We start from the raw sequence: 22,462 nt of genomic DNA, 5'->3' as shown, positions 1-22,462 counted from the left end.
GTAATTCAGGATGTCAGCAGCCGAGGTTCGATCCTGAACTCCTTCACCCCGCCGGCGCCGTCATGCTCGACGCGGTACGCGTGACCCTCGGGCCGGCAGCTGACCGCCTGGATGAACTCGGTGCCGGCGTAGTGGAGCGCCACGCCCTCGTCGGCGGCGTAGCCGTCGGGCAGCTCGCCGCTCGCCACCGACTCGTGCAGCAGCGGCCGCCGCTGCGGCTCGGAGTCGTAGTGGACGCCGCACGAGTAGGGCAGCAGGGCCAGCCCGTCGGACCACGCCCGCAGCTCGGGGCCGAAGGAGTCGGTGTTGCCGCCGACGTGCCAGCACAGCGCGCCCGCGCTCTGCCCCGACAGCACCACCCCGGCCCGCCACGCCTCCGCGAACGCCTCGTCGAGCCCGTGCAGCCGCCACAGCGCCATCAGGTTGGCCACGCTGCCGCCGCTGACGTAGATCATGTCCTGTTCGAGCATCCAGGCGGCCGGGTCCTCGACGTTCGGCATCGGGAACACGGTCAGGTGGCTGACCTCGACGTCCCATCCGGTGAACGCGCCGTACATCTTCAGCAGCCAGGCGGCGTCGTCGCCGGTCGCGGTGGCGAGCAGGCCCAGCTTGGGACGGTCCTGACCGGTCAGGTCGAGGCCGTAGCGCAGCAGCGGGCTCGCCTCCATGAAACCGTAGCGGCCGGTCGGGCGGAACGAGCCGCCCCCGATCGCGAGGATGTGCGACTGGCCTGACCTGGTCATACGGAGTCTCCCGGAGCGAAGGTGGAACAGCTCACTACAGTACGGCGCGGAGCGCGTCGGCGAGGTCGCTATGGGTGAACTCGTACCCGCTGTCCAGCAGTTTCCCCGGCCGCAGGCGATGGCTCGGCAGCAGCCCCGCCTTGGCGAACTCGCCGAGCCCCAGCGACAGCGCGAACCCCGGCACCGGCATCGGCATCGTCGGCCTGCGCAGGACCTGGCCGAGCGTCCGGGTGAAGACGGCGTTGGTGACGGGCGTGGGGGAGCCCATGTTGACCGGGCCCGCCACCTCGGGCGTCGCCAGGATGTGACGCACCGCGCCCACCCAGTCGGGCTCGCTGATCCACGACCAGTACTGCTTGCCCGAGCCGAGCGGCGCGCCGAGACCGGCCTTGAAGACGGGCAGCATCCTGACGAGCGCGCCGCCGCGCCCGCTCAGCGCCAGCCCGGTCCGCAGCCGCGCCACCCGCACCCCGAACTCCTCGGCGGCGGCCGCCTCCGCCTCCCACCGCTCGCACAGCTCCGGCAGGAACCCGCTGCCGCCAGGCGCGCCCTCGTCGACCACCCGGTCGCCGGTGTCGCCGTAGAAGTCGACCCCCGACGCCGAGACCAGCACGCCCGGAGGCCGCCGCGCCTCTCTCATCGCCCGCACCAGCAGCCTCGTGCTGTCGACACGGCTGCGCACCAGCTCCCGCTTGTACGCGGCGGTCCAGCGCCGCTCGGCGATCGGCGCCCCGGCCAGGTGCACCACCGCGCTCGCGCCGTCCAGGACGGCCGGGTCCAGCACCCCCTCAGCGGGCCGCCAAAGGGCCTCGTCGCCGCTCCTGGGCTCGCGTCGCACCAGAGTGACCACCCGCTCGCCCGCGCCCCGCAGCGCGGCGACCAGCGGCACGCCCAGCAACCCCGATGCCCCCGTCACGATGATCGCCATACGACCACCCTACGACGCCGCCTTCCCGCCGGCCGTCACCTCCCGCGCGATTCCCGACGACCCCATAACCGCGCCCGCCGCACTCACTGACCCGTGACCGTGCTCGCCGTGCTCACGGATCGACGGTCCGAGAGCGTCCGGCAGCCGCGCCGAAGCGGTCCCGGGGCCCCTGCCGTCGGAGCTTTGTCCTGCGGTTGGTGCCGGGTGCCCGAAGTTCGTTCGGGAACGCGCGAAGGGGCCGGGCGCGACGGTGCGCGCCCGGCCCCTTCAGATCCTCGTCAGGCGAGGCCGAGCTGGGCCTCGAAGCGGCCCTCCTCCAGGCGGCGCTTGATCGTCGTCAGGAAGCGGGCGGCGTCGGCGCCGTCGACCAGGCGGTGGTCGTAGGTGAGCGCCAGGTAGACCATCGACCGGACCGCGATGACCTCGCCCTCGGGCGTGTCGACCACGACGGGCCGCTTGACCACGGCGCCGGTGCCGAGCATGCCGACCTGCGGCTGGTTCAGGATCGGCGTGTCGAACAGGGCGCCGCGGCTGCCGGTGTTGGTCAGCGTGAACGTGCCGCCGGTGATCTCGTCGGGGGTCACCTTGTTGGCGCGGGTCCGCTCGGCCAGGTCGGCCGTCTTGCGGGCGAGCCCGGCGAGGTTGAGGTCGCCGGCGTTCTTGATGACCGCCGCGATCAGGCCGCGCTCGGTGTCGACCGCGATGGCGAGGTGCTCGACGTCGAAGTACGTGACCTCCATGGTCTCGTTGTTGATCGTCGCGTTGAGCTTCGGGTGCTGCTTGAGCGCCTCGATCGCGGCCATCTCGAAGAACGGCATGAACGACAGCTTGACGCCCTCGCGGCGGAAGAACTCGTCCTTGGCCCGCGCCCGCAGCTGCGCCACCTTGGTGACGTCGACCTCCACGACCGTGGTGAGCTGGGCGGCCGTCTGGAGCGACTCCACCAGGCGCTTGGACATCGTCTGGCGCAGCCGCGTCATCTTCTCGGTGCGGCCGCGCAGCGTGTCGTCGACCTCCACCTGCTCGGGCGCGGCGGCCGGGGCCTGAGCCGCCGGGGCGGCGGCCTGCGGCGCGGCGGCCGGAGCGGCGGCCGGGGCCTGCGCGGCGGCGGGGGCCGGGGCCTGCTCACGCTGCTGCTTGGCGGCCTCGAGCACGTCCTGCTTGCGGATGCGGGCGCCGACCCCGGTGCCGGTGACGGAGTCGAGGTCCACGCCGTGCTCGTTGGCCAGCTTGCGCACCAGCGGCGTCACGTACGGGCTCTCGCCCGAGGTGGGCAGCGGCGCGGGCGCCTGCGCCGCGGGCTGGGCCGCGGGCTGCGGAGCCGGCCGGGGCGCGGGCTGCGGGGCCGGCTGCGGAGCGGGGGCGGCCGGGGCGGGCTGCGGGATCGACGAGGCGGGCGCGGGCTGCGGCTCCGGCTCGGGCTCCGGCTCAGGCTCGGGAGCGGGGGCCGCCTCCTCGGCCGGGGCGGGGGCGCCGGCCTGGCCGCTCTCATCGATGACGGCCAGCTCGGCGCCGACCTCCACCGTCTCGTCCTCCGCCACGACGATCTTCTGGAGCACACCGCCGGCGGGCGACGGGATCTCGGTGTCGACCTTGTCCGTCGACACTTCGAGGAGCGGCTCGTCGGCCTCGACGCGCTCGCCCTCCTTCTTCAGCCAACGGGTGACGGTGCCCTCGGTGACGCTCTCGCCGAGCTGGGGCATCTGTACGGAGACCGGCATCGTTATCTTCTCTCGCGTTCTGATCTCGAGGGCTTGACTAGTTGTGTACGTGCAGCGGCTTGCCGGCCAGGGCCAGCATGGCCTCCCCGACCGCTTCGGACTGCGTCGGGTGTGCGTGGACGAGCTGGGCGACCTCCGCGGGCAGCGCCTCCCAGTTGTAGATGAGCTGCCCCTCGGTGATGAGCTCGCCGATGCGGCGGCCCACCATGTGGACGCCGACGACCGGCCCGTCCTTGCGGGCGAGCACCTTGACCGCGCCCGCCGTGCCGAGGATCTGGCTCTTGGGGTTGCCCGCCAGGTCGTAGACCTGCTCGACGATCTCCATCCCGCGCTCCGCCGCCTGCGCGGACGTGATGCCGACCGAGGCGACCTCGGGGTCGGAGTAGGTGATCCGCGGCACCCCGGCGTAGTCGATGGGCGCCGGGCCGAGCCCGGCGATGTGCTCGGCGACCATGATGCCCTCGGCGAACCCGGCGTGGGCCAGCTGAGGGGTCGCGATCAGGTCGCCGACGGCGTAGACGCCGGGCGCGGAGGTGCGGCAGTGCTCGTCGACGGTGACGGTGCCGCGCTCGACGGCCACGCCGGCCTCCTCGAAGCCCAGACCCTCCGTGACCGCGCCGCGGCCCACCGCCACGAGCAGGATCTCGGCGTCGAGGGTCTTGCCGCTGGCCAGCGTGACGAGCACGCCGGTCTCGGTGGTCTTGGCGGCGTCGAAGCGCACGCCGAGCTCGTACTTGATGCCGCGCCGCCGGAAGGCGCGCTCCAGCAGCTTGGAGCTGGACTCCTCCTCGGCGGGCAGCAGACGGGGGAGGGCCTCGACGATGGTCACCTCGGCGCCGAACGAGCGGTAGACGCTGGCCAGCTCGACGCCGATGACGCCGCCGCCCAGCACCACCACCGAGGACGGCACCCGGTCCATCCTGAGCGAGTGGTCGCTGGTGATGACGCGCTCGCCGTCGATCTCCAGGCCGGGCAGCGACCTGGGCGCCGAACCGGTCGCCAGCACGAGGTGGCTCCCCTCGTACACCTCGGAGCCCACCTGGACGCGGCGCCCGCCCGCGAGCCGGCCCTCGCCCTCGACCAGGGTGACGCCGGCGGCCTTGAGCAGCCCCTGCACGCCCTTCCAGGCACGGGTGACGATCTTGTCCTTGAACGCGTGGACGCCGGGGACGTCGATGCCGTCGAAGCGAGCCTTCACGCCGAACGACTCGCTCTCCCTGGTCTCGTCGGCCACCTCGGCGACGTGCAGCAGGGCCTTGGTGGGGATGCAGCCCCGGTGGAGGCAGGTGCCGCCGATCTTGTCCTTCTCGATCAGCGCGACGGACATGCCCAGCTCGGCCGCCCGCAACGCGCAGGCGTAACCGCCGCTGCCGCCACCTAGGACGACGATGTCGTAGGCCACAGGAAGGCTCCTTGTCGGGGTGGTCTTGTCGCCTTCATCTTTTCATTTGTTCGCCGTGCTCGCGTGCCGCTCCGCCAGTCCGATGAGCGTGCGCGTGACGGCACCGGTGCCGCCCTTGGGGACGTAGCCGTACGGCTCGCCCTTGTTGAAGGCGGGACCGGCCATGTCGATGTGGGCCCAGCGCACGCCGTCGGGCACGAACTCCTTCAGGAAGATGCCGGCGGCGAGCATGCTGCCCCAGCGCTCCGGCTGGAGGTTGGCGATGTCGGCGATCGGGGAGTCGAGGCCCTTGCGCAGCTCCTCGGGCAGCGGCATGGGCCAGGCGCCCTCGCCGGCGGCGCCGGCCGCCTCGACGACCAGGTCGCGCAGCTCGTCGTCGTTGCCCATGATGCCGGCGGTGCGCCAGCCGAGCGCGACGATCTGGGCGCCGGTCAGCGTCGCCACGTCGATGATCGCGTCGGGGTTGTCCTCGGCGGCGCGGGCGATGCCGTCCATGAGGACCAGGCGGCCCTCGGCGTCGGTGTCGAGCACCTCGACGGTCTTGCCGCTGTAGCTGTGGATGACGTCGGAGGGGCGCTGCGCGGTGCCGCTGGGGAGGTTCTCCGCCAGGCAGAGGTAGCCGATCGCGTTGACCCGCAGGCCGAGCCTCGCGATGCCGACGAGCGCGCCGAACACCGCGCCCGCGCCGCCCATGTCTGACTTCATCCAGTCCATGGACGCGGACGGCTTGAGCGACAGGCCGCCGGAGTCGAACGTGATGCCCTTGCCGACGAAGGCCAGGGTCTTGTCGGCCTCGGGGTGCGTGTAGGACAGGCGGACCAGCCGCGGCGGGTTGGCCGAGCCCTGGCCGACGCCGATGAGGCCGCCGTAGCCGCCGTCCTTGAGCTGCTTGTCGTCGAGCACCTCGACGGACAGGCCCGCCTCGCCGCCGGTCTGCTCGGCGATCTCGGCGAACTTGGCCGGCCACAGGTCGGACGGCGGGGTGTTGACCAGGTCGCGCACCAGCGCGACGGACTCGGCCAGGACGGCGGCGCGTGCGGCGACCTCGCCGGGCGCGCCGGACAGCACGGTCAGCTCGGCGACGGGGTCCTTCTGGCCCTCGCCGGTGCGGTAGCGCGAGAACGCGTAGGCCCCCAGCAGCCCGCCCAGCGCCACGGCCTCGGCCTCGTCGGCCGATTCGGCCGGCAGGACCAGCGCGGCGCGCGCGGTGCCGGCCAGCGAGCGCACGGCGGCGCCGGCGGCGCGGCGCAGCCCTTCGAGGTCCGCCGACTCGCCCAGGCCGACCGCGACCAGCAGCGGCGCGGCGACGGAGCCGAAGGCCGGCAGCTTGGCGATCTCGCCGGGCTTGCCGGCGAACCCCAGGGAGGACAGCGTGGCGGCCAGCTTGCCGCCGAAGGCCGCTTCGAGGGGATCGGCGCCCGTCGCGGGGCGGGGACCTTCGGGGCCGGACCGGAAACCGACGATCAGCGCGTCGGTGTCGAACGATACGGGATCTGCTGAGTTCAGCCGCACAGTGGTCACGTAAACCGACTCTATCGAGGGTTTCTGCGTACTAACAAACAGGGGTTCATCCCATGAATCGTGAGTCGCCTTCATGAAGACATGGTGCTAGTGTCATTAGCATCATGTTGCTGACGTTGGACCTCAACGACGCTCGTCCCCTGCACGAGCAGGTGGCCGCGGCCATCCGCCGCGCCATCGGCGAGGGCCGCTACGCCCAGGGAGACCGGCTGCCCCCGGCTCGCGACCTGGCGGCGGCGCTGGGCATCAACCCCAACACCGTGCTGCGCGCCCTGCGCGAGCTGCGCGACGAAGGACTGCTGGAGTTCCGGCGCGGGCGCGGCGTCAGCGTCGCCGCCCGCGCCGACGCGCGCACCCTGCTCCGCGAGCGGGCCCGCGAGCTGCTGGACGAGGCCCAGAGGTACGGATACGGCCGGGAGGATCTGATCGCCATACTCGAGGAGCTCGCATGAACCTGCGCACCATCGCCGTGCCGGCGGGCGCGGTCGTCGCCGCCGCGGTGGTGGGGCCGCCGCTGGCGCTGCGCGACCGGCTGCCCGACCCGATGGCCGTCCACTGGGGCCCCGGCATGGCCCCCGACAACGCCGTGTCCTTCCCCGCCTACCTGATCATGCAGGCGGCGCTGTGGGGCTTCCTGTGGCTGGGGCTGGTCGCCGCCGCGCGGCGGGCCGTAGACAGCCGGTCCGGGCGCATGTCGTGGTGGGCGCTGTTCGCCGGCGGCGCGGTGTTCGCGATCAGCATCTCCGCCATGACGCTGCTGGCCAACCTCGACGTCCCGGCGTGGACGGACGCGCGGCTCAGCCCGCTGGCGGCGGTCGCGGTGCTCGTCGTGCCGCTGGCCGCCGCGGCGCTCTCCGGCTACCTGGGCAGGGGCGAGCCAGACCCGCTGTCCGGCGACACGGAGCCGCCCAGGCTCACGTTGCGCAGCGGCCAGCGGGCCGTCTGGGTCAGCCGGATCAGCAACCCGTGGCCGCTGCTCATCACCGCCGCCGGGGCCGCCGTGCTGTTCGCGCTCGGCACGCTGGACGTGACCGGGGTCGTCCGCCTGTCCAGCTTCGGCGCCGTGCTGCCCGCGCTGGTGATCGTGCTGGCGGTGGGGCTGTTCGCCTCCTCGCTCACGGCGCGGGTCAGCGAGGACGGGCTGGTGCTGGCCTTCGGGCCGTTCGGCTGGCCCGTCCGCCGCATCAGGCTCGACAAGATCGACCGGGCCTACACCGAGGATCGCCACCCGAGCCAGGTCGGCGGGTGGGGCGTGCGCGGCCTGCCCGGCAGGGCCACCATCATGCTGCGCGGCGGCGAGTGCCTGGTCCTGCGCTACCGCTCCGGCGGTCAGCTCGGCATCAGCATCGACGACGCCGAGCGCGGCGCCTCCCTGATCAACACCCTCATCGCGGAGAGGAGGACCGCGTGAAGCCGCTCCCCGTCTTCCTCGCCGTCGCCTTCGTCCTGTCCTGGCTCGTCGCGCTGCCCCTGTGGCTGGGCGGCGGCCTCGGCCACCCGCTGATGCCGGTCTTCGGCATGCTGATGATGTTCACACCCACGCTGGGGGTGCTGGCGGCGTGGCGGGCGTCGCGGGTGCCGTTCCGCGAGTGGGCGCGAGAGACCGGGCTCACCCTCGGCGAGCGCAAGGGCCGCACCCTGCTGCTCGTGCTCGCCGCGTGGCTCGGCGTGCCCGCGCTGGTGGCCCTCGCGGCGGCGCTCAGCGTCGCGGCCGGGCTGCTCACCCTCGACCTCGACGGGCTCGGCCTCTACCGGGCGCAGCTGGAGGCGCAGAACGTGCCCGTGCCCGCCGGCCTGGCCACCGGCGTCGTCATCCAGTTCGTCATCGGCGTGGTGGCCGGGCCGCTGCTCAACGCCCTCCCCTCGCTGGGGGAGGAGTGGGGCTGGCGCGGCTATCTCGTGCCGAGGCTCACCGGCACCTGCGGCGTCGTGGCCGGTCTGATGCTCTCGGGCGCCATCTGGGGGCTGTGGCATGCGCCGCTGACCCTGCTCGGCTACAACTACCCCAACCTGGGCGCCGGGGCCGCGCTCTACTTCACCGGCTTCTGCGTGGTGGCCGGGGTGGTGCTCGGATGGCTGAGGCTCCGCTCGGGCAGCGTGTGGCCGGCCGTCGTGGCGCACGGCTCGCTCAACGCGACCGCGGGCGTCGTCCTGCTCCTCGGCGACGTCGCCGAGCCGCCCAACCTGGCGCTCGCCGGGCTGACCGGCCTCGTGGGCTGGGTCCTGCTCGCGATCCTCGGCGCGGTCCTGCTCAGGATCTTCCCGGTACGGGCACCGTCCGCCGATCGGCTCGCCGGGCGTCAGACGACCAGCACGTAGACCACGAGGGTCGCCGCGGCGGCGGTCTCCACGAGGGCGCCGAGCACGTCGCCGGTGATCCCGCCGAGCCTGCGCCGGGCATGGGCGAGCAGGAGCATCGCCAGCCCCAGCCCGGCCAGCAGCGCGACGGGCGGCCCGAGGACCCCCGGCCACAGCTCCCAGATCCCCGGTTCCAGCTGCTCCCGGTAGCGGAGCAGGTTCTGGAACGCCCCGGCAGGTTCGGGCGCGGTCCACGACCTCACCAGTCCGGCGGCCGGGGCGAAGGCCGCCGTGACGACCAGGGCGGCGAGGGTCACCAGGAGGGCGGCGCCGGTCCGTACCGTGCCCGCGACCATCGCGCCCAGCCCGTCGGGGCGGGCGGCGGGCACGGCGGGGCGGCAGGCCCAGGCGAGCGTCAGGCGGCCCGCCACGCACGCCGTGACCAGCCCGGCGGCCCCGGCCTCCGTCAGGGCGGCCGCCTGGACGAGGACCGTGAACAGCACGGCCATCACCCCGAACGGCCCGATGTCCGACTTTTTCATGATGTCGAGCGCCTGGGCGGCGGGCTTCCCGCTGCCCAGCCCGTCCGCCAGATCCGCGAGCCCGTCCAGGTGCAGCCCTCGCGTCAGCACCGCCAGCAGCCCGAGCGCCAGCGCCGCGCCGAGCAGCGGCGGCCCGGGCAGCAGCAGCGGCAGCGCGGCGACCGCGCCGAGCGCCAACCCCACGGCCGGGGCCAGCGCCATCGCCCGGCCCGCCGCCCCGCGGTCCACCCGCGTCACCCGTACCGGGAACACGGTGAGTGTGCCGAGCGCGAGCCGCAGCCCGGCGGCGCTCAAAGCAGCTCTGCCAGCAGCCGGTAGTAGGAGAGCCTGGCCTCGTCGACCTCGGCGGGCCCGTACGCGGCCAGGAGGTCGGCGGCGGCCCGCCCGTCCAGCTCGCGCAGCGCGACGGCCAGGTCCACGTGGCGGTCGGCCACGCCGAGCTCGCCGACGTCGACCAGGATCGCCTCGCCCGAGTCGGAGGCGAGCACGTTGGCGGGGGTGAAGTCGCCGTGCGTGACCACCAGGTCCTCGCCGGCCGGCCGCTCCGCCAGCAGCCTGTCGTACACCTGCTCGGGGGTGAGGCCGGCGTGGTCGCCGTGGAAGCGGGCGGGGTCGACCAGCCCGGCGCGCACGTGACCGGCCGCCCTGGCCAGCTTGACGTCCAGCCGCTCGTCGAAGGGGCACTCCGCCACCGGGATCTCGTGCAGCTCGCGCAGCGCCCGGCCCATGATCGTGCCGGCGTCCGGCGGCGGCCTGTGGTCGAGGCTCCGCCAGCCCGCCTCGGCCAGCACCAGCACGTCGCCCTCGAACGCCACCACGTCCGGCACGCTCGCCCACCGCTTGAGCCACCGCAGCCGCTCGTGCTCGGCCACCGCCACCGGGCCCTGCTTGATGAAGAACTCGCCGTGCGGTCCCGTCACCCGCAGCGTCTCGGCACTCAGGTCCGCGTGGTCGTCCGACCAGATCGCGTCTTCGCCGCCGACCAGATCGAAGACGTTCTCAGGGAAGCGCATGAGGACCGATCCTACGGGTGGCGGCGATCGCGGCGGCCTGTCACCCGGTGTCCCATAGGCTTGCCGGATGCACGTGGTTGAACTCGAAGGCGTAGGCGTCCGGGTCGTCGGCAAGACCCTGCTGGACGCGGTCGACTGGCACGTGGCCTACGGCGACCACTGGGTGGTCCTGGGCCCCAACGGCGCGGGCAAGACGACGCTGCTGTCGCTCGCGGCGGCCGTGCGCCACCCGACCGTGGGCGCCGTGACCGTGCTCGGCCACCGGCTCGGCCGCGTCGACCTGCGCGAGCTGCGCCGCCACATCGGCCTGGTCTCCTCCAGCCAGCATCTGATCGACGAGAGCCTGATGGAGGAGGAGGGCGCGACCGCCCACACCGTCGTCCTCACCGGCCACACCGGCACCAGCGCCCCGCTCTGGGACCGCTACGGCGACGCCGAGCACGACCGGGCCAGGCGGCTGCTCGCCGACCTCGGCTGCAAGGACCTCGCCGACCGGCGGTTCCGGGTGTGCTCGCAAGGGGAGCAGGCCCGGATCCGGGTGGCCAGGGCGCTCATGGCCGACCCGGCGGTGCTGCTCCTCGACGAGCCGTTCGCCGGGCTCGACCTGCCGGCCCGCGAGGACCTCATCGACGCCGTCGAGGGCCTGGCGGAGACCCGGCCGGTGCTCACCACCGTCACGGTCACCCACCACCTGGAGGAGGTGCCGTCGACGACCACCCACGCCCTGCTGCTGCGCGAGGGTCGGGTGCTGGCGGCGGGTCCGGTGGCCGACGTGCTCACCCCGGCCAACCTGTCCGACTGCTTCGGCCTCCCGCTCCACGTCGACCGGCTGCACGGCCGCTGGTACGCCCGCTCCGTCCGCTGACGTCAGAAGCCGACGTCAGAGGGGGAGCGGCCGGCCCGCCACGACCAGGGTGACGTCCTCCGACTCGGCCGCCAGCCGCTCGTTCAGCCGGCCGAGCGCGTCACGGAAGGCGCGGCCGCTCGCCGTGGCCGGCACCACGCCCATGCCGACCTCGTCCGACACCGCCACGACGCGCCCTGGCGCCCGCCGCCAGGCGCTCACCAGCTCGTCGCACCGCTCGTCCACCGGCGTGCGGTCGCCGTCCCACGCGCCGTGCTCGTCGAAGACCGCCGCCAGCCACGTGCCCAGGCCGTCGACCAGGAGCGGGGCCGTGGCCGCGCGGATCGCCCCGGCCAGGTCCGTGGTCTCCTCGGTGTCCCAGTGCGCGGGCCGCCGCGCCCGATGGGCGCGCACCCGGGCCGCCCACTCCGCGTCGCCCTCCGCCGAAGGGCCGGTCGCGACATACGTGACGTACGGCTCCGCCGCCAGCCGCAGCTCGGCCTCGGCCGACTTGCCGGAACGCGACCCGCCCAGGATCAGCGCCCGTCGCGCCGGGGGCACGGCCTCCCCCTCGACGCCGCCCGGCTGTCCGGGGTGGCGTGCGGTTCCGTCCGGGGGTCGTCCGGTGGTGAGCGCGGTCGCCTCCGGCGGCGGCCCGCCGGCGTGGAGGACGGTCCCGTCCGGCACGGTGACGGCGCCCCACAGGCGCAGCCGCCGGCGCAGCTCGGCCGCGGACCGGACGCGGTGGTCCAGGCCGACGGCGACGACCTGGGTCCGGCCGGTAACCGCGCCGGACCGGCGCAGCGCCCCGAGCCTCTCGGGGCGGTCCAGGAGGTCGATCAGGACGACGTCGTACGGGACCGCCGCGTCGAGCGGCGCCTCCCGATCGGCGGGCACGCACAGCACCCGACGACCGTCCGGCCCCGCGAGCCCCAGCCCGCCCGCGAGCACCTCGTAACCGCGCGGCGCCGCCGCCCACGGGAACGCCACCACGTCGTCGACGACCAGGCCGAACGGCCGTCGGCCTGGCCGGTCGGCTGTGCCGCAGGACGCGCACGGGCACCCCGGCTCCGGCCAGCCTCCCGTCCCCGCGGTCCCGGTGAGAAGAAGCCTCATCGCGCCGAGCGTACAAACCCGGGGGAGGAGGCCGCGCGGCGGGGGCCGATCATGGAGGGGAGCGGGCGCGCGGGATCGATCACGTGCCGCGGCCGGAGTAGGGTTCCAATGCCGCCGGGGGGTGTGCCGGCGGGCCGGCGGAGAAGGAGCGAATGGCATGACATGGCGTTGGCGTTACGAGGACGCGCACGGCGGTGAGGTGACGGACCGTCCCTTGCCCCGTGAGGTCTTTCCCAGCCAGGCCGACGCCGAGTCGTGGCTCGGCGAGAACTGGCGTGAGCTGCTCGACTCGGGGGTCGAACAGGTGGCGCTCCTCGAAGAGGAACGGGTCGAGTACCGAGGGCTGTCGCTGCGCCAGGAGTGACGTCCCCGTGAACGGGACGACCCCTTGAGCCCGGGGCTCAAGGGGTCGTCGCTCGTCAGGGACGCTTCGGCGGGCTCGCCGTCTTGCCGGGGTCGCGCTCGACCAGCGAGCCGAGCACGTCGTCGATGCGCTTCATCACCTCGGCCTCGAGCTTGACGCCCGCCGCCTTGACGTTGTCGCGCACCTGCTCGGGGCGGCTGGCGCCGACGATGGCGCTGGAGACGTTCGGGTTCTGCAGCACCCACGCCACGGCCAGCTGCGCCATCGACAGCCCCAGGTCGGCGGCGATCGGCTTGAGCTCCTGTACCTTCGCCAGCACGTCGTCCTTCATGAACCGGGCGATCATGCCCGCGCCGCCCGCCTGGTCGGTGGCCCGGGAGCCCTCGGGAGGGGCCTGGCCGGGCAGATACTTGCCGGTGAGCACGCCCTGCGCGATGGGCGACCAGACGATCTGGCCGACGCCCTCGCGCTCGCACAGCGGCACGATCTCGCCCTCGATGACCCGCCAGAGCATCGAGTATTGAGGCTGGTTGGAGACGATGCGGTCGAAGCCCATCTGATCGGCGATCTTCAGCGCCTCGGCGATCTGGGGCGCCGACCACTCGCTGACGCCCACGTACAGGACCTTGCCCTGCCGTACGAGGTCGTCGAAGGTCTTGAGCGTCTCCTCCAGCGGGGTCTCATAGTCGAAGCGGTGCGCCTGGTAGAGGTCCACGTAGTCGGTCTGCAGGCGGCGCAGCGAGGCGTGGATGGACTCGGTGATGTGCTTGCGCGACAGGCCCCGGTCGTTGCGGCCCTTGCCGGTGGGCCAGTAGACCTTGGTGAAGATCTCCAGCGACTCCCTGCGGACGCCCTTCAGCGCCCTGCCGAGCACCTCCTCGGCCTTGGTGCCCGCGTAGACGTCCGCGGTGTCGAACGTGGTGATGCCCTCGTCGAGCGCCGCCTGCACGCACAGCTTGGCGGCGTCCTCCTCGACCTGGGAGCCGTGGGTGAGCCAGTTGCCGTAGCTGATCTCGCTGACCATGAGACCGCTGCGGCCGAGGTGACGGAATTCCATGGATCAGACCTTATGGCTTCATGCCGGAAGATCCGCCCGTGGTCCGGCGGAGGCGTGCTGCGGCGGGGTTCCGCGCGCGGGTCTACTTCTTCGGCGGCACCGGCTTGCCGCCCGGCAGCAGCGTGGGCGGGGGGAAGCGCAGCCTGCGGATCTGCAGGGCGCGCATCGCGGCGTAGAAGCCCACCCCGCGCAGCGACTCGTCCGGCAGCTTCGCCGCCACCTCGCGCTTGACCTTCCAGGACACGTAGACGGACGTGAAGACCACGCCCACCATCATCACCGGCCAGCCCACCACGATCACCGCGTTGAGCACCTGGACGCGGACGGCGGGCGGCCACGGCACCCAGGTCGCCAGCAGGATCAGCAGCGAGAACGGCAGGAAGTACTGGCTGGGCAGCCGGCGGGAGTCGACCCAGTCGCGCGCGAACTTGCGCGCCGGGCCCTTGTCGCGCGCGGGGAGGTAGCGCTCGTCGCCCGCGAGCATGCCCCTGCGGGCCCGCTCACGCTCGGCGGTCTGCTTGGCCCGCATCTGCCGATAGGCCTCTTTGCGGTCCTTCGGCGCGCTCACCGGCTGGCGTCGTCTGCTCTCGGCGTCCCGGCGCTTGGGAGTGGGACGGCCCTTGCCCTGGGGCTTAGGATCGTCAGAGGGGACGGGGGAGTCGTCCACGGAGGTTTGGGAACGGCGTCGCAACACGTCTCAACCCTACCTGGACTGCAACTTAGTGACGCCCTCGTGCGTTATGCGTAGGGTAATCCCAAGGCGGCTGCGCTGCACTGGGTGACCACAGCACGACCGAAGAAGGGGACGGCCGACGCGCATGAGCGTGATGAAGAGACTTTCAATGATCTTCAAGTCCAAGGCCAACAAGGCCTTGGACAAGATGGAGGATCCACGCGAGACCCTCGACTACTCCTATCAGCGGCAGCTGGAGCTGCTGCAGAAGGTGCGTCGCGGGGTGGCGGACGTCGCCACTTCTCGCAAGCGTGTGGAGCTGCAGATCAATGGCCTTGAGCAGCAGAGCAAGCGTCTTGAGGAGCAGGGCCGCAAGGCGTTGTCCGTGGGGCGCGAGGACCTCGCCAGGGAGGCGCTGCAGCGCCGCTCCAACCTCCAGGCACAGATCGGTGACCTCAGGGTCCAGCACGACAACCTGCAGGGTGAGGAGGAGAAGCTGACCACCGCCTCGCAGCGGCTGCAGGCCAAGGTCGACTCCTTCCGCACCAAGAAGGAGACCATCAAGGCGACCTACACCGCCGCCGAGGCGCAGACGCGCATCAACGAGGCTTTCTCCGGCATCTCCGAGGAGATGGGCGACGTCGGCCTCGCGATTCAGCGCGCCGAGGACAAGACCGCCCAGATGCAGGCACGCGCCGGCGCCATCGACGAGCTGCTCGCCAGCGGCGCGCTCGACGACTACAGCGGCAGCCGCGGCGACGACATCCAGGCCGAGCTCGACCGCATGGGCGGCGGCATGGACGTCGAGCTGGAGCTGGCCAGGATGAAGTCCGAGCTCGGCCAGGGCCCCGCTCCGCAGTCCGCCATCGAGCAGGGCCAGCAGCCGCCGCAGCAGCAGGCTCAGCCTCAGCAGCAGGCTCAGCCCCAGCAGACCCAGCAGCTTCGTCAGCCTGGGGAGGGCGCATGATCGTCAGGATTATGGGCGAGGGTCAGATCGAGATCTCGCCCGAGGACATCGCGGTGCTCAACGACCTCGACAGCGAGCTCGAGGCGGCCATCGACGCGGGCGACGAGAAGGCGTTCCGCGTCAAGCTGCACGCGCTGCTCGACAAGGTGCGCCATGTAGGCAAGAGCCTGCCGGACGACTCCCTGGAGCCTTCTGAGCTGATCCTTCCCCCCGCGGACGCCTCTATCGAGGAGGTCCGGGAGATGCTGGGAGACCAGGGCCTGATTCCGGGCTGAGCCGATGAAGACCAGGTTCGCGCCCGACAGCGGCCTCACCCGCCGGATGGTCGCGACGATGTTCCTTCTCGGCCTGCTCTACGTGGTGTTCGTCGGCGTCCTCATCGCCTTGGGGGCGCAGGCGGTCACCGTGCTGGTGATCGCGGGGGTCCTGCTGTTCGTGCAGTACTTCCTGTCCGACCGCATCGCGTTGTTCGCGATGCACGGCCGGGAGGTCTCGCCCCAGGAGGCCCCCGAGCTCCACGGCATGATCGATCGGCTGTGCGCGATGGCCGACATGCCCAAGCCCCGGGTGGCGATCGCGCAGTCAGACGTCCCCAACGCGTTCGCCACCGGGCGCAACCGCAAGAAGGCCGTCGTCTGCGTGACGACCGGCATCCTGCGCAGACTGGAGCCGCGCGAGCTCGAAGGGGTGCTGGCCCACGAGCTGTCGCACGTCGCCCACCGCGACGTGGTGGTGATGACGATCGCGTCGTTCCTGGGCATCGTGGCCGGGCTGATGACCCGCGTCGCACTCTATACCGGGCTCGGCAACCGCCGCGGCAACGGCCAGGGCGGCCTGCCCATCGGGCTGATCGTCATGGTCGTCTCGATCGTGGTGTACGCGGTCAGCTTCCTGCTGACGCGAGCCCTGTCGCGCTACCGCGAACTGTCGGCCGACCGGGCGGCCGCGCTGCTCACCCAGCAGCCGTCGGCCCTGTCGAGCGCGCTGGTCAAGATCTCCGGGGACATGGCCAGGATCCCCACCCGCGATCTGCGCGACGCGGAGCCGTTCAACGCGTTCTACTTCGCGCCCGCCCGGGCCAAGGGGGAGACGCTGGCCAACCTGTTCTCCACCCACCCGCCGCTGGAGCGACGGCTGGACCAGCTCGCGAAGATCTCCAACCAACTCGGAAGGGGCTGAGCGCGATGGGTTGGCTCGATGCCATCCTGGGCCGGACGAAGCCGGTCAAACCCGATCTCGACGCGTTGTTCGCACTGCCGTCGGCGGCCGTGACCCTCCAGGCGGCGACAGGCATGGTGCCGACCGGCACCGGCTCGGTGTCGTTCCGCGCGGCCGAGGGCGGCGCCTTCGCCACCCTGGAGCGCGACGTCAAGGACCTGCTCGGCGGCCGGGTGGAGGAGTTCACCGACAGCTACGGCTACACCTGGCTGCTGGTGCGCCGGACGCCCGACGCGGTCGGCGACCTGGTCACCGAGCTGCACGCGGTCAACTCCTCGCTGGAGGACGCCGGGTTCGGCCCGTCGCTGCTGTGCTCGCTGGTGTCGTTCGCCGACCCCGACGGCAGGCGGCTGGCCGTCGTCTACCTCTACAAGCGCGGCACCTTCTACCCGTTCGCGCCGCTGTCGGGACAGCGCCGCGACAACGCCCTGGAGCTGCAGGCGCGCGGGGTGCTCGACGGCGAGCTGCCGCTGGAGGAGGACCTCAGCCGCTGGTTCCCGGTCTGGGGCGCTCCCGGGCTCTGACGCTTCCCGGCCCCGGTCGCCCACGGTGATGTAATCATCACGTGGAGCGAAGGTTGTGCGTGCTGGCCGCGTCCGCGTTCATCGGTGCCGCGCTGCTGTCCAGCGCGTGGGTCACCGGCCAGCTGACGACGCCGCGGGTCGACAGGGCCCACGGCTACGTCGGCGAGCTCGCGGCCCGCGACCAGGAGTGGACCCGCCTGTTCAGGGTCAGCGACGTGCTGGCCGGGCTGGCCTGCCTGGCCGGCGTGGCGCTCGCGCCCCGGGTCCGCCAGGAGTGGCAGGGCTGGCTCGCGCTGGCCTCGGCCGGCCTGCTGACCGCGCTCGCCGGCCTGTTCCCGATGGACTGCGCCGTGCTCAGCGATCCGGCCTGCGTCCCCGCCACGCTCTCCCACCGCGCGCACGTCGCCGCCGCCGTGCTCGCCGCCGTCGCCGTGCCGGTCTCCATGGCGGCGCTGAGCGCCCGCTGGCGCGCGACCGGGGCGTGGCTGCTCACCGGGCTGACCGCCGTCGCCGGCGTGCTCACCCTGGTCACGGCCGTCTCCGGCCAGCTCGCCGGGCTCGCCCAGCGGGGGCTGGTCACGCTGGTCGCCGTCTGGCTGGTGTACGTGGCCGTACGGCTGCTCGAATCGGACGCCACCGTCCTGATGCCGGGCCCCCTGCATGTCGTCCGGGAGGGCTCGGGCCCGGCCGTGCTGATCGCCTGCGGTCCGGGCGGCGCCTGGTGCCACTGGGACGCGATCGCCGCCGACCTGGCGCGTGACCGCCTCGTCATCCGGTTCGACCGCCCGGGGCTCGGGCTGAGCCCCGCGTCCCCCGTACCTCCGACCCTGCACGGCGAGGCGGCGCGGCTGGCCGCGCTCGCCCCGGAGCACCCCGAGCGGGTCACGGTGGTCGCGCACGCCGTCGCGGCCTGGCACGCCGAGGCGTTCGCCCGGCTGCACCCGCTGCGCGTGGCCCGGCTCGTGCTCGTGGACCCGGCCTGCCCGCCTCCGCCGGGGCGCGGCACCTCCTCGATCGGGCGGGCGCTCGGCGCGTGGCTGCCCGCGCTGGGCGGCACGTGGGGCGCGGCCGCGCTGGCCCGCCTGGCCGGGCCGATGGCGCACCGGCTGATCGCGGGCTGCGCCGACACCCACCGGCTCTACCGGGGCGGGCGGGTGGCCGCCGCGATCGCGGGGGAGTGGCTGGCCCGCCGCGACATGGCCGTCGAGCTGCGCGAGATCAGGGCCGAGCATCGCCTGCCCGCCGTGCCCGTGACCGTGATCCGCACGCGGCGGAGGTCCGCGGGCTGCCCGGAACGGCTGGCCGCGCAGCTGAACGCGCGCCTCGTGCACCTGCCAGCCCACCGGTCCGCACCGGGGCTGCGGCTGCGTCCGCACGCGTTGCGGGCCATCGCCGACGCGGTCTGACGGCGTGAAAAGGTGACGCGGACCGCCGCGAGCCGCGACAATGTCCAGAAGTCATGACGTAGGCCACATGTGGGGAATATCGTGCCGGACCTCGCGCCTCTGCGCCCAGGGGACCCTGCCTCGGTGGGGGCGTACACGCTGGCCGGACGGATCGGTGAAGGCGGGCAGGGCCTCGTCTTCCTCGCGACCGCCCCCGACGGAGCCAGGGTGGCGGTCAAACTGCTCCGCACCGACCTGGCCGGGGACGAGGAGGCGTCGGTACGGTTCGTCCGCGAGGTCGAGCTGGCCCGGCGGGTGTCGCCGTTCTGCACCGCCCAGATGATCGAGACGGGGCTGGTCAACGGGCGCCCGTACATCGTCAGCGAGTACATCGACGGCCCCACGCTGGCCGACGTGGTGCGGACCGAGGGACCGCGGTCCGGCACCTCGCTGCACCGGCTGGCCATCGGCACCGTCACCGCGCTGGTGGCCATCCACCAGGCCGGGATCGTGCACCGGGACTTCAAGCCGTCCAACGTGGTGCTGGCCTCCGACGGGCCCCGGGTGATCGACTTCGGCATCGCGAAGGCGCTCGACCTGACCTCCACGCTCACGGCCAGCGCGATCGGGACGCCGTCGTTCATGGCGCCGGAGCAGTTCAGCGCCGGGAGCCCGGGAGCGGCGGCGGACATGTTCGCCTGGGCCTGCACGCTGCTGTACGCGGCCTCGGGGCAGGCGCCGTTCGGCCAGGACAGCGTCCCGGCGGTGGTGAACCGGATCATGAACACCGATGCGGACGTCGGCGTCATCGCCGACCCGGCGCTGCGGTCGCTGGTGGCCGACTGCCTGGCCAAGGACCCGTCCCGGCGGCCCACCGCCCAGCAGGCGCTGATGCGCCTCCTGGGGCAGTCGCAGGACGCCCCGTGGGCGAACCCCGCGGGTCCGGGGACGCCTGCCGGGTCCTTCCCGGGTGGCGCGGGTGTCATGGGCGGATTCTCCGCTCCGGGAGCGGCCGGGGGTTCGGGCCCGTACCCGGGTGGTCCCGGCATGCCCGCCGGCTCCTTACCGGGCGGCGCCGGTGTGCCCGGCGGGTTCTCCGGGAGCGGCGCTCCAGGCCCGTATCAGGGCGGGTACGGGGCGGACGCGGCGGGGCTGCTGTGGCAGGGGAGCGCCGCCGCGGCCGGGCCCGGCCACGCGCCGCGCCCCACCGGCCCCGGCCAGGCGCCGCACGGGCCGTACGGGCACGGGCCGTATCCTCCCCCCATGCGCCCGGGCAAGGGGCGCGGGACCGGATGGATCGTGGCGGGCGCCGCCGTGGCCACGGTCGTGCTCGTGGCCGCCGGCGCCTTCGTGGTGAGCAGGCTGGCCCTGCCCGACGCGACGCCCACGCCGTCCCCCACGCAGGCCGCCACCAGCGCGGCGCCCACCCCCACGCCCACGCCGTCCCCCACGCCGGAGGCCAGGACGATCCGGCTCGCCGCCACCTCCGTCGAGCTGGAGGAGCGCTCCTCCGACCCCATCAAGCTGGCCTCCTACACGACGGAGAGCGGCAAGAAGCTCTACGTCCGGCAGCCCGGCACCGACCGGTTCGGCCGCGACTCGCGCTACTTCGAGTACGTGCTCAACCACGACGGCAGCCGGGCGCTCGGCACCGACGTCGACTACAGCACCGGCCGCAAGGCGCTGCTGTCGGTCATCGACCACCGCACCGGGGACAGGCGCGCCATCGAGGTCAGCGACGCCCCGATCTTCCCCACCACCCCGCGCTGGTCGCCCGACGGGAAGCTCGCCCTGGTCACCCTGTACCGGGCCACCGACTCCGAGAGCGTCGAGTACGGATACGGCATCGTCGACGTGGACTCCGGCACCGCGCGCACGTACGAGATCAAGCAGAAGGGCGCGGGCGAGTGGCGGTTCTTCTGGAACTCCGGCGGCGACGAGGTCGGCACCTGGGTGAACGGCCGGATGACGTTCTACGACCTGAACGGCGGGAAGCTGCGCACCCTGCCGAAGGCGGGCGAGCCGGTGTGGGTGGAAGGAGACGACGTGTCGCCCGGCGGCGACCGGTTCCTCGCCCACTGCGCGCCCGCCTCCGCCACCATCTGCGCGCACCCCACCAGCGGCGACGGCGAGGCCGACCGGGTGCCGTTCACCAGCGAGAGGCTGATCGGCTGGTGGGACGACGAGCACCTGGCCGTGTGGCGGGCCAAGGGCGCCGGGTTCGAGGCCGTGGTGATCGACCTGTCGGGGAAGGTACAGAGGGTGCTCGCGACCGCCCCGAAGCGGGCGGAGTTCGACAAAATGGCATTCCGATTCAGCAGGGGAACACCCTAGAGGCCGGAGGGCCCTCGTGGACATCACCGCGGACATCACCGTGATCGGAGAGGGCGCGGCCGACGCCGTGCCGGACGTGATGCGCCTGCACACGGGCGTCGAGGTGCGCAGGCAGTCGGCTGCCGAGGCGTTCGCGGGGGCCAGGGCCGCCGCGGCCCGGCTGGCCGAGGCGCTTCGCGGGGCCGGCGTCGCGGCCCACGACCTGCGCACCACCGAGCTGTCGCTCGGCCCCGAGTACGAGGCGTACCCCAAGGTGTCGGCCTACCGGGCGGCGCAGGGCGTGGAGGCGGTGGTCCGCGACCTGGCGCGAGCCGACCATGTCATCGACACGGTGGCCGGCGTGGGGGAGGAGGCCAGGCTGAACGGGATCGCGTTCGAGGTGTCCGACCCGGACGCCGCGCTGGCGACGGCCAGGGACGAGGCGTTCCGGCAGGCCGCCGCCAAGGCCGGGCAGTACGCCGGGCTGGCCGGGCGGCCGCTCGGCCGGGTGGTGTCGGTCAGCGAGGAGTCCGGCGCGCCGCCGAGGCCCATGGCGCGCACGATGGCGGCCGAGGCGCAGGATTCGGTGAGCCCCGGACGGCAGGCGGTGCACGTCACCGTCCGGGTCGGCTACGACTTCGGCGACTAGGCCAGGGCGAGCATCCGGTCCAGGGCGACCCGCGCCCAGTGGGCGGTGTCCTCGTCGACGGTGATCTGGTTGACCACGTCGCCGAGCGCCAGCGACTCCAGCGCCCACACCAGGTGCGGCAGATCGATCCGGTTCATGGTCGAGCAGTAGCAGACCGTACGGTCCAGGAACGACACGCTCTTGTCCGGGAACATCTGGGCCAGCCGCTTGACCAGGTTGAGCTCGGTGCCGATGGCCCAGGCCGACCCGGCGGGCGCCTCGCGCAGCGTCTTGATGATGTGCTCGGTGGAGCCCACGTGGTCGGCCTTGAGCACCACCTCGTGCCGGCACTCCGGGTGCACCAGCACGTTCACGCCGGGGATGCGCTCGCGCACGTCGTCCACCGACTCGGCCGTGAAGCGGCCGTGCACCGAGCAGTGGCCGCGCCACAGGATCATGCGCGCCCGCTCCAGCTGCTCGGTGGTCAGCCCGCCGTTGGGGCGGTGCGGGTTCCACACCACGCAGTCGTCGAGCGACAGGCCCATCTCCAGCACGGCCGTGTTGCGGCCGAGGTGCTGGTCAGGCAGGAACAGCACCTTCTTGCCCTGCTCGAACGCCCACGTCAGGGCGCGGCGCGCGTTGGACGAGGTGCACACCACGCCGCCGTTGCGCCCGCAGAACGCCTTGATGTCGGCGCTGGAGTTCATGTACGTGACCGGGACCACGCTGCCGGCCAGCCCGGCGTCCTCCAGCGCCTCCCAGGCCTCCTCGACCTGGTCGAAGGTGGCCATGTCGGCCATCGAGCAGCCCGCGGCCAGGTCCGGCAGCACCACCTTCTGCGAGCCGGTGGTCAGGATGTCGGCCGACTCGGCCATGAAGTGCACGCCGCAGAACACGATGTACTCGGCCTGCGGCCGGGCGGCGGCCTGCTGCGCCAGCTTGAACGAGTCGCCGGTGACGTCGGCGAACTGGATCACCTCGTCGCGCTGGTAGTGGTGGCCCAGCACGAACAGGCGGTCGCCGAGCGCCTCCTTGGCCCTGCGGGCCCGTTCGACCAGCTGGGGATCTGAGGCCGGTGGCAGCTCGCCGGGGCAGTCGACCCCTTTCTCGCTGTGCGGATCGGCGCTCCGTCCGAGCACGAAGAGCGGAAGTCCCGTCTGGGTGGTCATCGCCCTGCCCCCTTATCGTCTAAGTGACGCATACAT

The 22,462-nt window shown here is 73.1% G+C and carries 23 protein-coding genes; 12 read left to right on the top strand and 11 right to left on the bottom strand.

Annotated features, from left to right (window positions below; translation table 11 throughout):
• Nucleotides 1-5 precede the first annotated feature (5 nt).
• The 5 genes from ABD999_RS17315 to ABD999_RS17295 all read right to left on the bottom strand — a co-directional run bounded on the left by ABD999_RS17315 (nucleotide 6) and on the right by ABD999_RS17295 (nucleotide 6,315).
• A complete protein-coding gene (locus ABD999_RS17315) occupies nucleotides 6-743 on the bottom strand; it encodes a Type 1 glutamine amidotransferase-like domain-containing protein (protein ID WP_148032838.1) in 738 nt (245 codons plus the stop codon).
• A gap of 34 nt (nucleotides 744-777) precedes the next feature.
• The gene (locus ABD999_RS17310; RefSeq protein ID WP_271278488.1) at nucleotides 778-1,671 is read right to left on the bottom strand and encodes a TIGR01777 family oxidoreductase; all 894 of its coding nucleotides are present in this window, start codon (nucleotides 1,669-1,671) and stop codon (nucleotides 778-780) included.
• Between the two features lie 278 nt (nucleotides 1,672-1,949).
• Nucleotides 1,950-3,392 (bottom strand): 2-oxoglutarate dehydrogenase, E2 component, dihydrolipoamide succinyltransferase, encoded by a 1,443-nt coding sequence (gene sucB, locus ABD999_RS17305; RefSeq protein ID WP_345482795.1) that lies wholly within the window; start codon nucleotides 3,390-3,392, stop codon nucleotides 1,950-1,952.
• A gap of 37 nt (nucleotides 3,393-3,429) precedes the next feature.
• Nucleotides 3,430-4,794, bottom strand: coding sequence for a dihydrolipoyl dehydrogenase (gene lpdA / locus ABD999_RS17300; protein WP_219544687.1), 1,365 nt, complete (start codon nucleotides 4,792-4,794; stop codon nucleotides 3,430-3,432).
• Between the two features lie 42 nt (nucleotides 4,795-4,836).
• The gene (locus tag ABD999_RS17295; RefSeq protein ID WP_261808688.1) at nucleotides 4,837-6,315 is read right to left on the bottom strand and encodes a leucyl aminopeptidase; all 1,479 of its coding nucleotides are present in this window, start codon (nucleotides 6,313-6,315) and stop codon (nucleotides 4,837-4,839) included.
• A gap of 104 nt (nucleotides 6,316-6,419) precedes the next feature.
• On the opposite strand from ABD999_RS17295, the gene ABD999_RS17290 reads away from it, so the two are divergent.
• From ABD999_RS17290 to ABD999_RS17280, 3 genes are read left to right on the top strand one after another with little or no spacing between them, the layout of a single operon-like run.
• Entirely contained in the window at nucleotides 6,420-6,767 is a 348-nt protein-coding gene (locus tag ABD999_RS17290) for a GntR family transcriptional regulator (protein ID WP_187281263.1), read from the top strand.
• Entirely contained in the window at nucleotides 6,764-7,726 is a 963-nt protein-coding gene (locus ABD999_RS17285; RefSeq protein WP_271279990.1) for a hypothetical protein, read from the top strand. The genes ABD999_RS17290 and ABD999_RS17285 overlap by 4 nt, the downstream gene beginning before the upstream one ends.
• On the top strand, nucleotides 7,723-8,634 hold the full coding sequence (locus ABD999_RS17280; RefSeq protein WP_271279991.1) for a CPBP family intramembrane glutamic endopeptidase: 912 nt from the start codon (nucleotides 7,723-7,725) through the stop codon (nucleotides 8,632-8,634). Before ABD999_RS17285 ends, ABD999_RS17280 begins: the two co-directional genes overlap by 4 nt.
• Here ABD999_RS17280 and ABD999_RS17275 read toward each other — a convergent pair.
• Together ABD999_RS17275 and ABD999_RS17270 are read right to left on the bottom strand one after the other, a co-directional pair.
• On the bottom strand, nucleotides 8,616-9,449 hold the full coding sequence (locus ABD999_RS17275; RefSeq protein WP_271279992.1) for an adenosylcobinamide-GDP ribazoletransferase: 834 nt from the start codon (nucleotides 9,447-9,449) through the stop codon (nucleotides 8,616-8,618). The two genes, ABD999_RS17280 and ABD999_RS17275, sit on opposite strands and share 19 nt — an antisense overlap.
• A complete protein-coding gene (locus tag ABD999_RS17270; protein WP_219544683.1) occupies nucleotides 9,446-10,168 on the bottom strand; it encodes an aminoglycoside 3'-phosphotransferase in 723 nt (240 codons plus the stop codon). Before ABD999_RS17270 ends, ABD999_RS17275 begins: the two co-directional genes overlap by 4 nt.
• Before the next feature lie 67 nt (nucleotides 10,169-10,235).
• On the opposite strand from ABD999_RS17270, the gene ABD999_RS17265 reads away from it, so the two are divergent.
• Nucleotides 10,236-11,033, top strand: coding sequence for an ABC transporter ATP-binding protein (locus tag ABD999_RS17265; RefSeq protein WP_148032830.1), 798 nt, complete (start codon nucleotides 10,236-10,238; stop codon nucleotides 11,031-11,033).
• A gap of 15 nt (nucleotides 11,034-11,048) precedes the next feature.
• On the opposite strand, the gene ABD999_RS17260 is transcribed toward ABD999_RS17265, so the two are convergent.
• Nucleotides 11,049-12,128 (bottom strand): bifunctional adenosylcobinamide kinase/adenosylcobinamide-phosphate guanylyltransferase, encoded by a 1,080-nt coding sequence (locus tag ABD999_RS17260; protein WP_271279993.1) that lies wholly within the window; start codon nucleotides 12,126-12,128, stop codon nucleotides 11,049-11,051.
• A 157-nt stretch (nucleotides 12,129-12,285) separates the two neighbouring features.
• Between ABD999_RS17260 and ABD999_RS17255 the strand changes: the two genes are divergently transcribed.
• Nucleotides 12,286-12,492 carry a hypothetical protein gene (locus ABD999_RS17255; protein ID WP_148032828.1) on the top strand — a complete coding sequence of 69 codons (207 nt, stop codon included), beginning with the start codon at nucleotides 12,286-12,288 and terminating at the stop codon, nucleotides 12,490-12,492.
• A 55-nt stretch (nucleotides 12,493-12,547) separates the two neighbouring features.
• Here the strand turns inward: ABD999_RS17255 and ABD999_RS17250 are convergent, their stop codons facing one another.
• Both ABD999_RS17250 and ABD999_RS17245 read right to left on the bottom strand, forming a co-directional pair.
• On the bottom strand, nucleotides 12,548-13,549 hold the full coding sequence (locus ABD999_RS17250) for an aldo/keto reductase family protein (protein ID WP_148032827.1): 1,002 nt from the start codon (nucleotides 13,547-13,549) through the stop codon (nucleotides 12,548-12,550).
• A gap of 82 nt (nucleotides 13,550-13,631) precedes the next feature.
• A complete protein-coding gene (locus tag ABD999_RS17245; protein ID WP_261808686.1) occupies nucleotides 13,632-14,216 on the bottom strand; it encodes a DUF3043 domain-containing protein in 585 nt (194 codons plus the stop codon).
• A 151-nt stretch (nucleotides 14,217-14,367) separates the two neighbouring features.
• Between ABD999_RS17245 and ABD999_RS17240 the strand changes: the two genes are divergently transcribed.
• From ABD999_RS17240 to ABD999_RS17210, 7 genes are all read left to right on the top strand, one after another.
• Nucleotides 14,368-15,189, top strand: coding sequence for a PspA/IM30 family protein (locus ABD999_RS17240; protein ID WP_148032826.1), 822 nt, complete (start codon nucleotides 14,368-14,370; stop codon nucleotides 15,187-15,189).
• Nucleotides 15,186-15,464 (top strand): PspA-associated protein PspAA, encoded by a 279-nt coding sequence (gene pspAA, locus ABD999_RS17235; RefSeq protein ID WP_148032825.1) that lies wholly within the window; start codon nucleotides 15,186-15,188, stop codon nucleotides 15,462-15,464. Before ABD999_RS17240 ends, pspAA begins: the two co-directional genes overlap by 4 nt.
• Before the next feature lie 4 nt (nucleotides 15,465-15,468).
• Entirely contained in the window at nucleotides 15,469-16,368 is a 900-nt protein-coding gene (gene htpX / locus ABD999_RS17230; protein ID WP_148032824.1) for a zinc metalloprotease HtpX, read from the top strand.
• Between the two features lie 5 nt (nucleotides 16,369-16,373).
• Complete coding sequence (gene pspAB / locus ABD999_RS17225) at nucleotides 16,374-16,931, top strand: PspA-associated protein PspAB (protein ID WP_271279994.1); 558 nt, start codon at nucleotides 16,374-16,376, stop codon at nucleotides 16,929-16,931.
• 41 nt (nucleotides 16,932-16,972) lie between these two features.
• Complete coding sequence (locus tag ABD999_RS17220; protein WP_345482793.1) at nucleotides 16,973-18,337, top strand: alpha/beta fold hydrolase; 1,365 nt, start codon at nucleotides 16,973-16,975, stop codon at nucleotides 18,335-18,337.
• Nucleotides 18,338-18,460: 123 nt separating this feature from the next.
• Complete coding sequence (locus ABD999_RS17215; protein WP_345482792.1) at nucleotides 18,461-20,650, top strand: protein kinase domain-containing protein; 2,190 nt, start codon at nucleotides 18,461-18,463, stop codon at nucleotides 20,648-20,650.
• Between the two features lie 16 nt (nucleotides 20,651-20,666).
• Nucleotides 20,667-21,278, top strand: a complete 612-nt coding sequence (locus ABD999_RS17210) for an SIMPL domain-containing protein (protein WP_261808685.1) — start codon at nucleotides 20,667-20,669, stop codon at nucleotides 21,276-21,278.
• Here the strand turns inward: ABD999_RS17210 and nadA are convergent.
• Complete coding sequence (nadA, locus tag ABD999_RS17205) at nucleotides 21,275-22,426, bottom strand: quinolinate synthase NadA (protein WP_271277931.1); 1,152 nt, start codon at nucleotides 22,424-22,426, stop codon at nucleotides 21,275-21,277. The two genes, ABD999_RS17210 and nadA, sit on opposite strands and share 4 nt — an antisense overlap.
• Nucleotides 22,427-22,462: the final 36 nt, after the last annotated feature.

The sequence above is a fragment of the Nonomuraea ferruginea genome (genome assembly GCF_039540635.1).
Classification (GTDB): Bacteria; Actinomycetota; Actinomycetes; order Streptosporangiales; family Streptosporangiaceae; genus Nonomuraea; species Nonomuraea ferruginea.
Note: the sequence above shows the minus strand (reverse complement) of the source record. Positions and strands in the feature narration are given on the sequence as shown.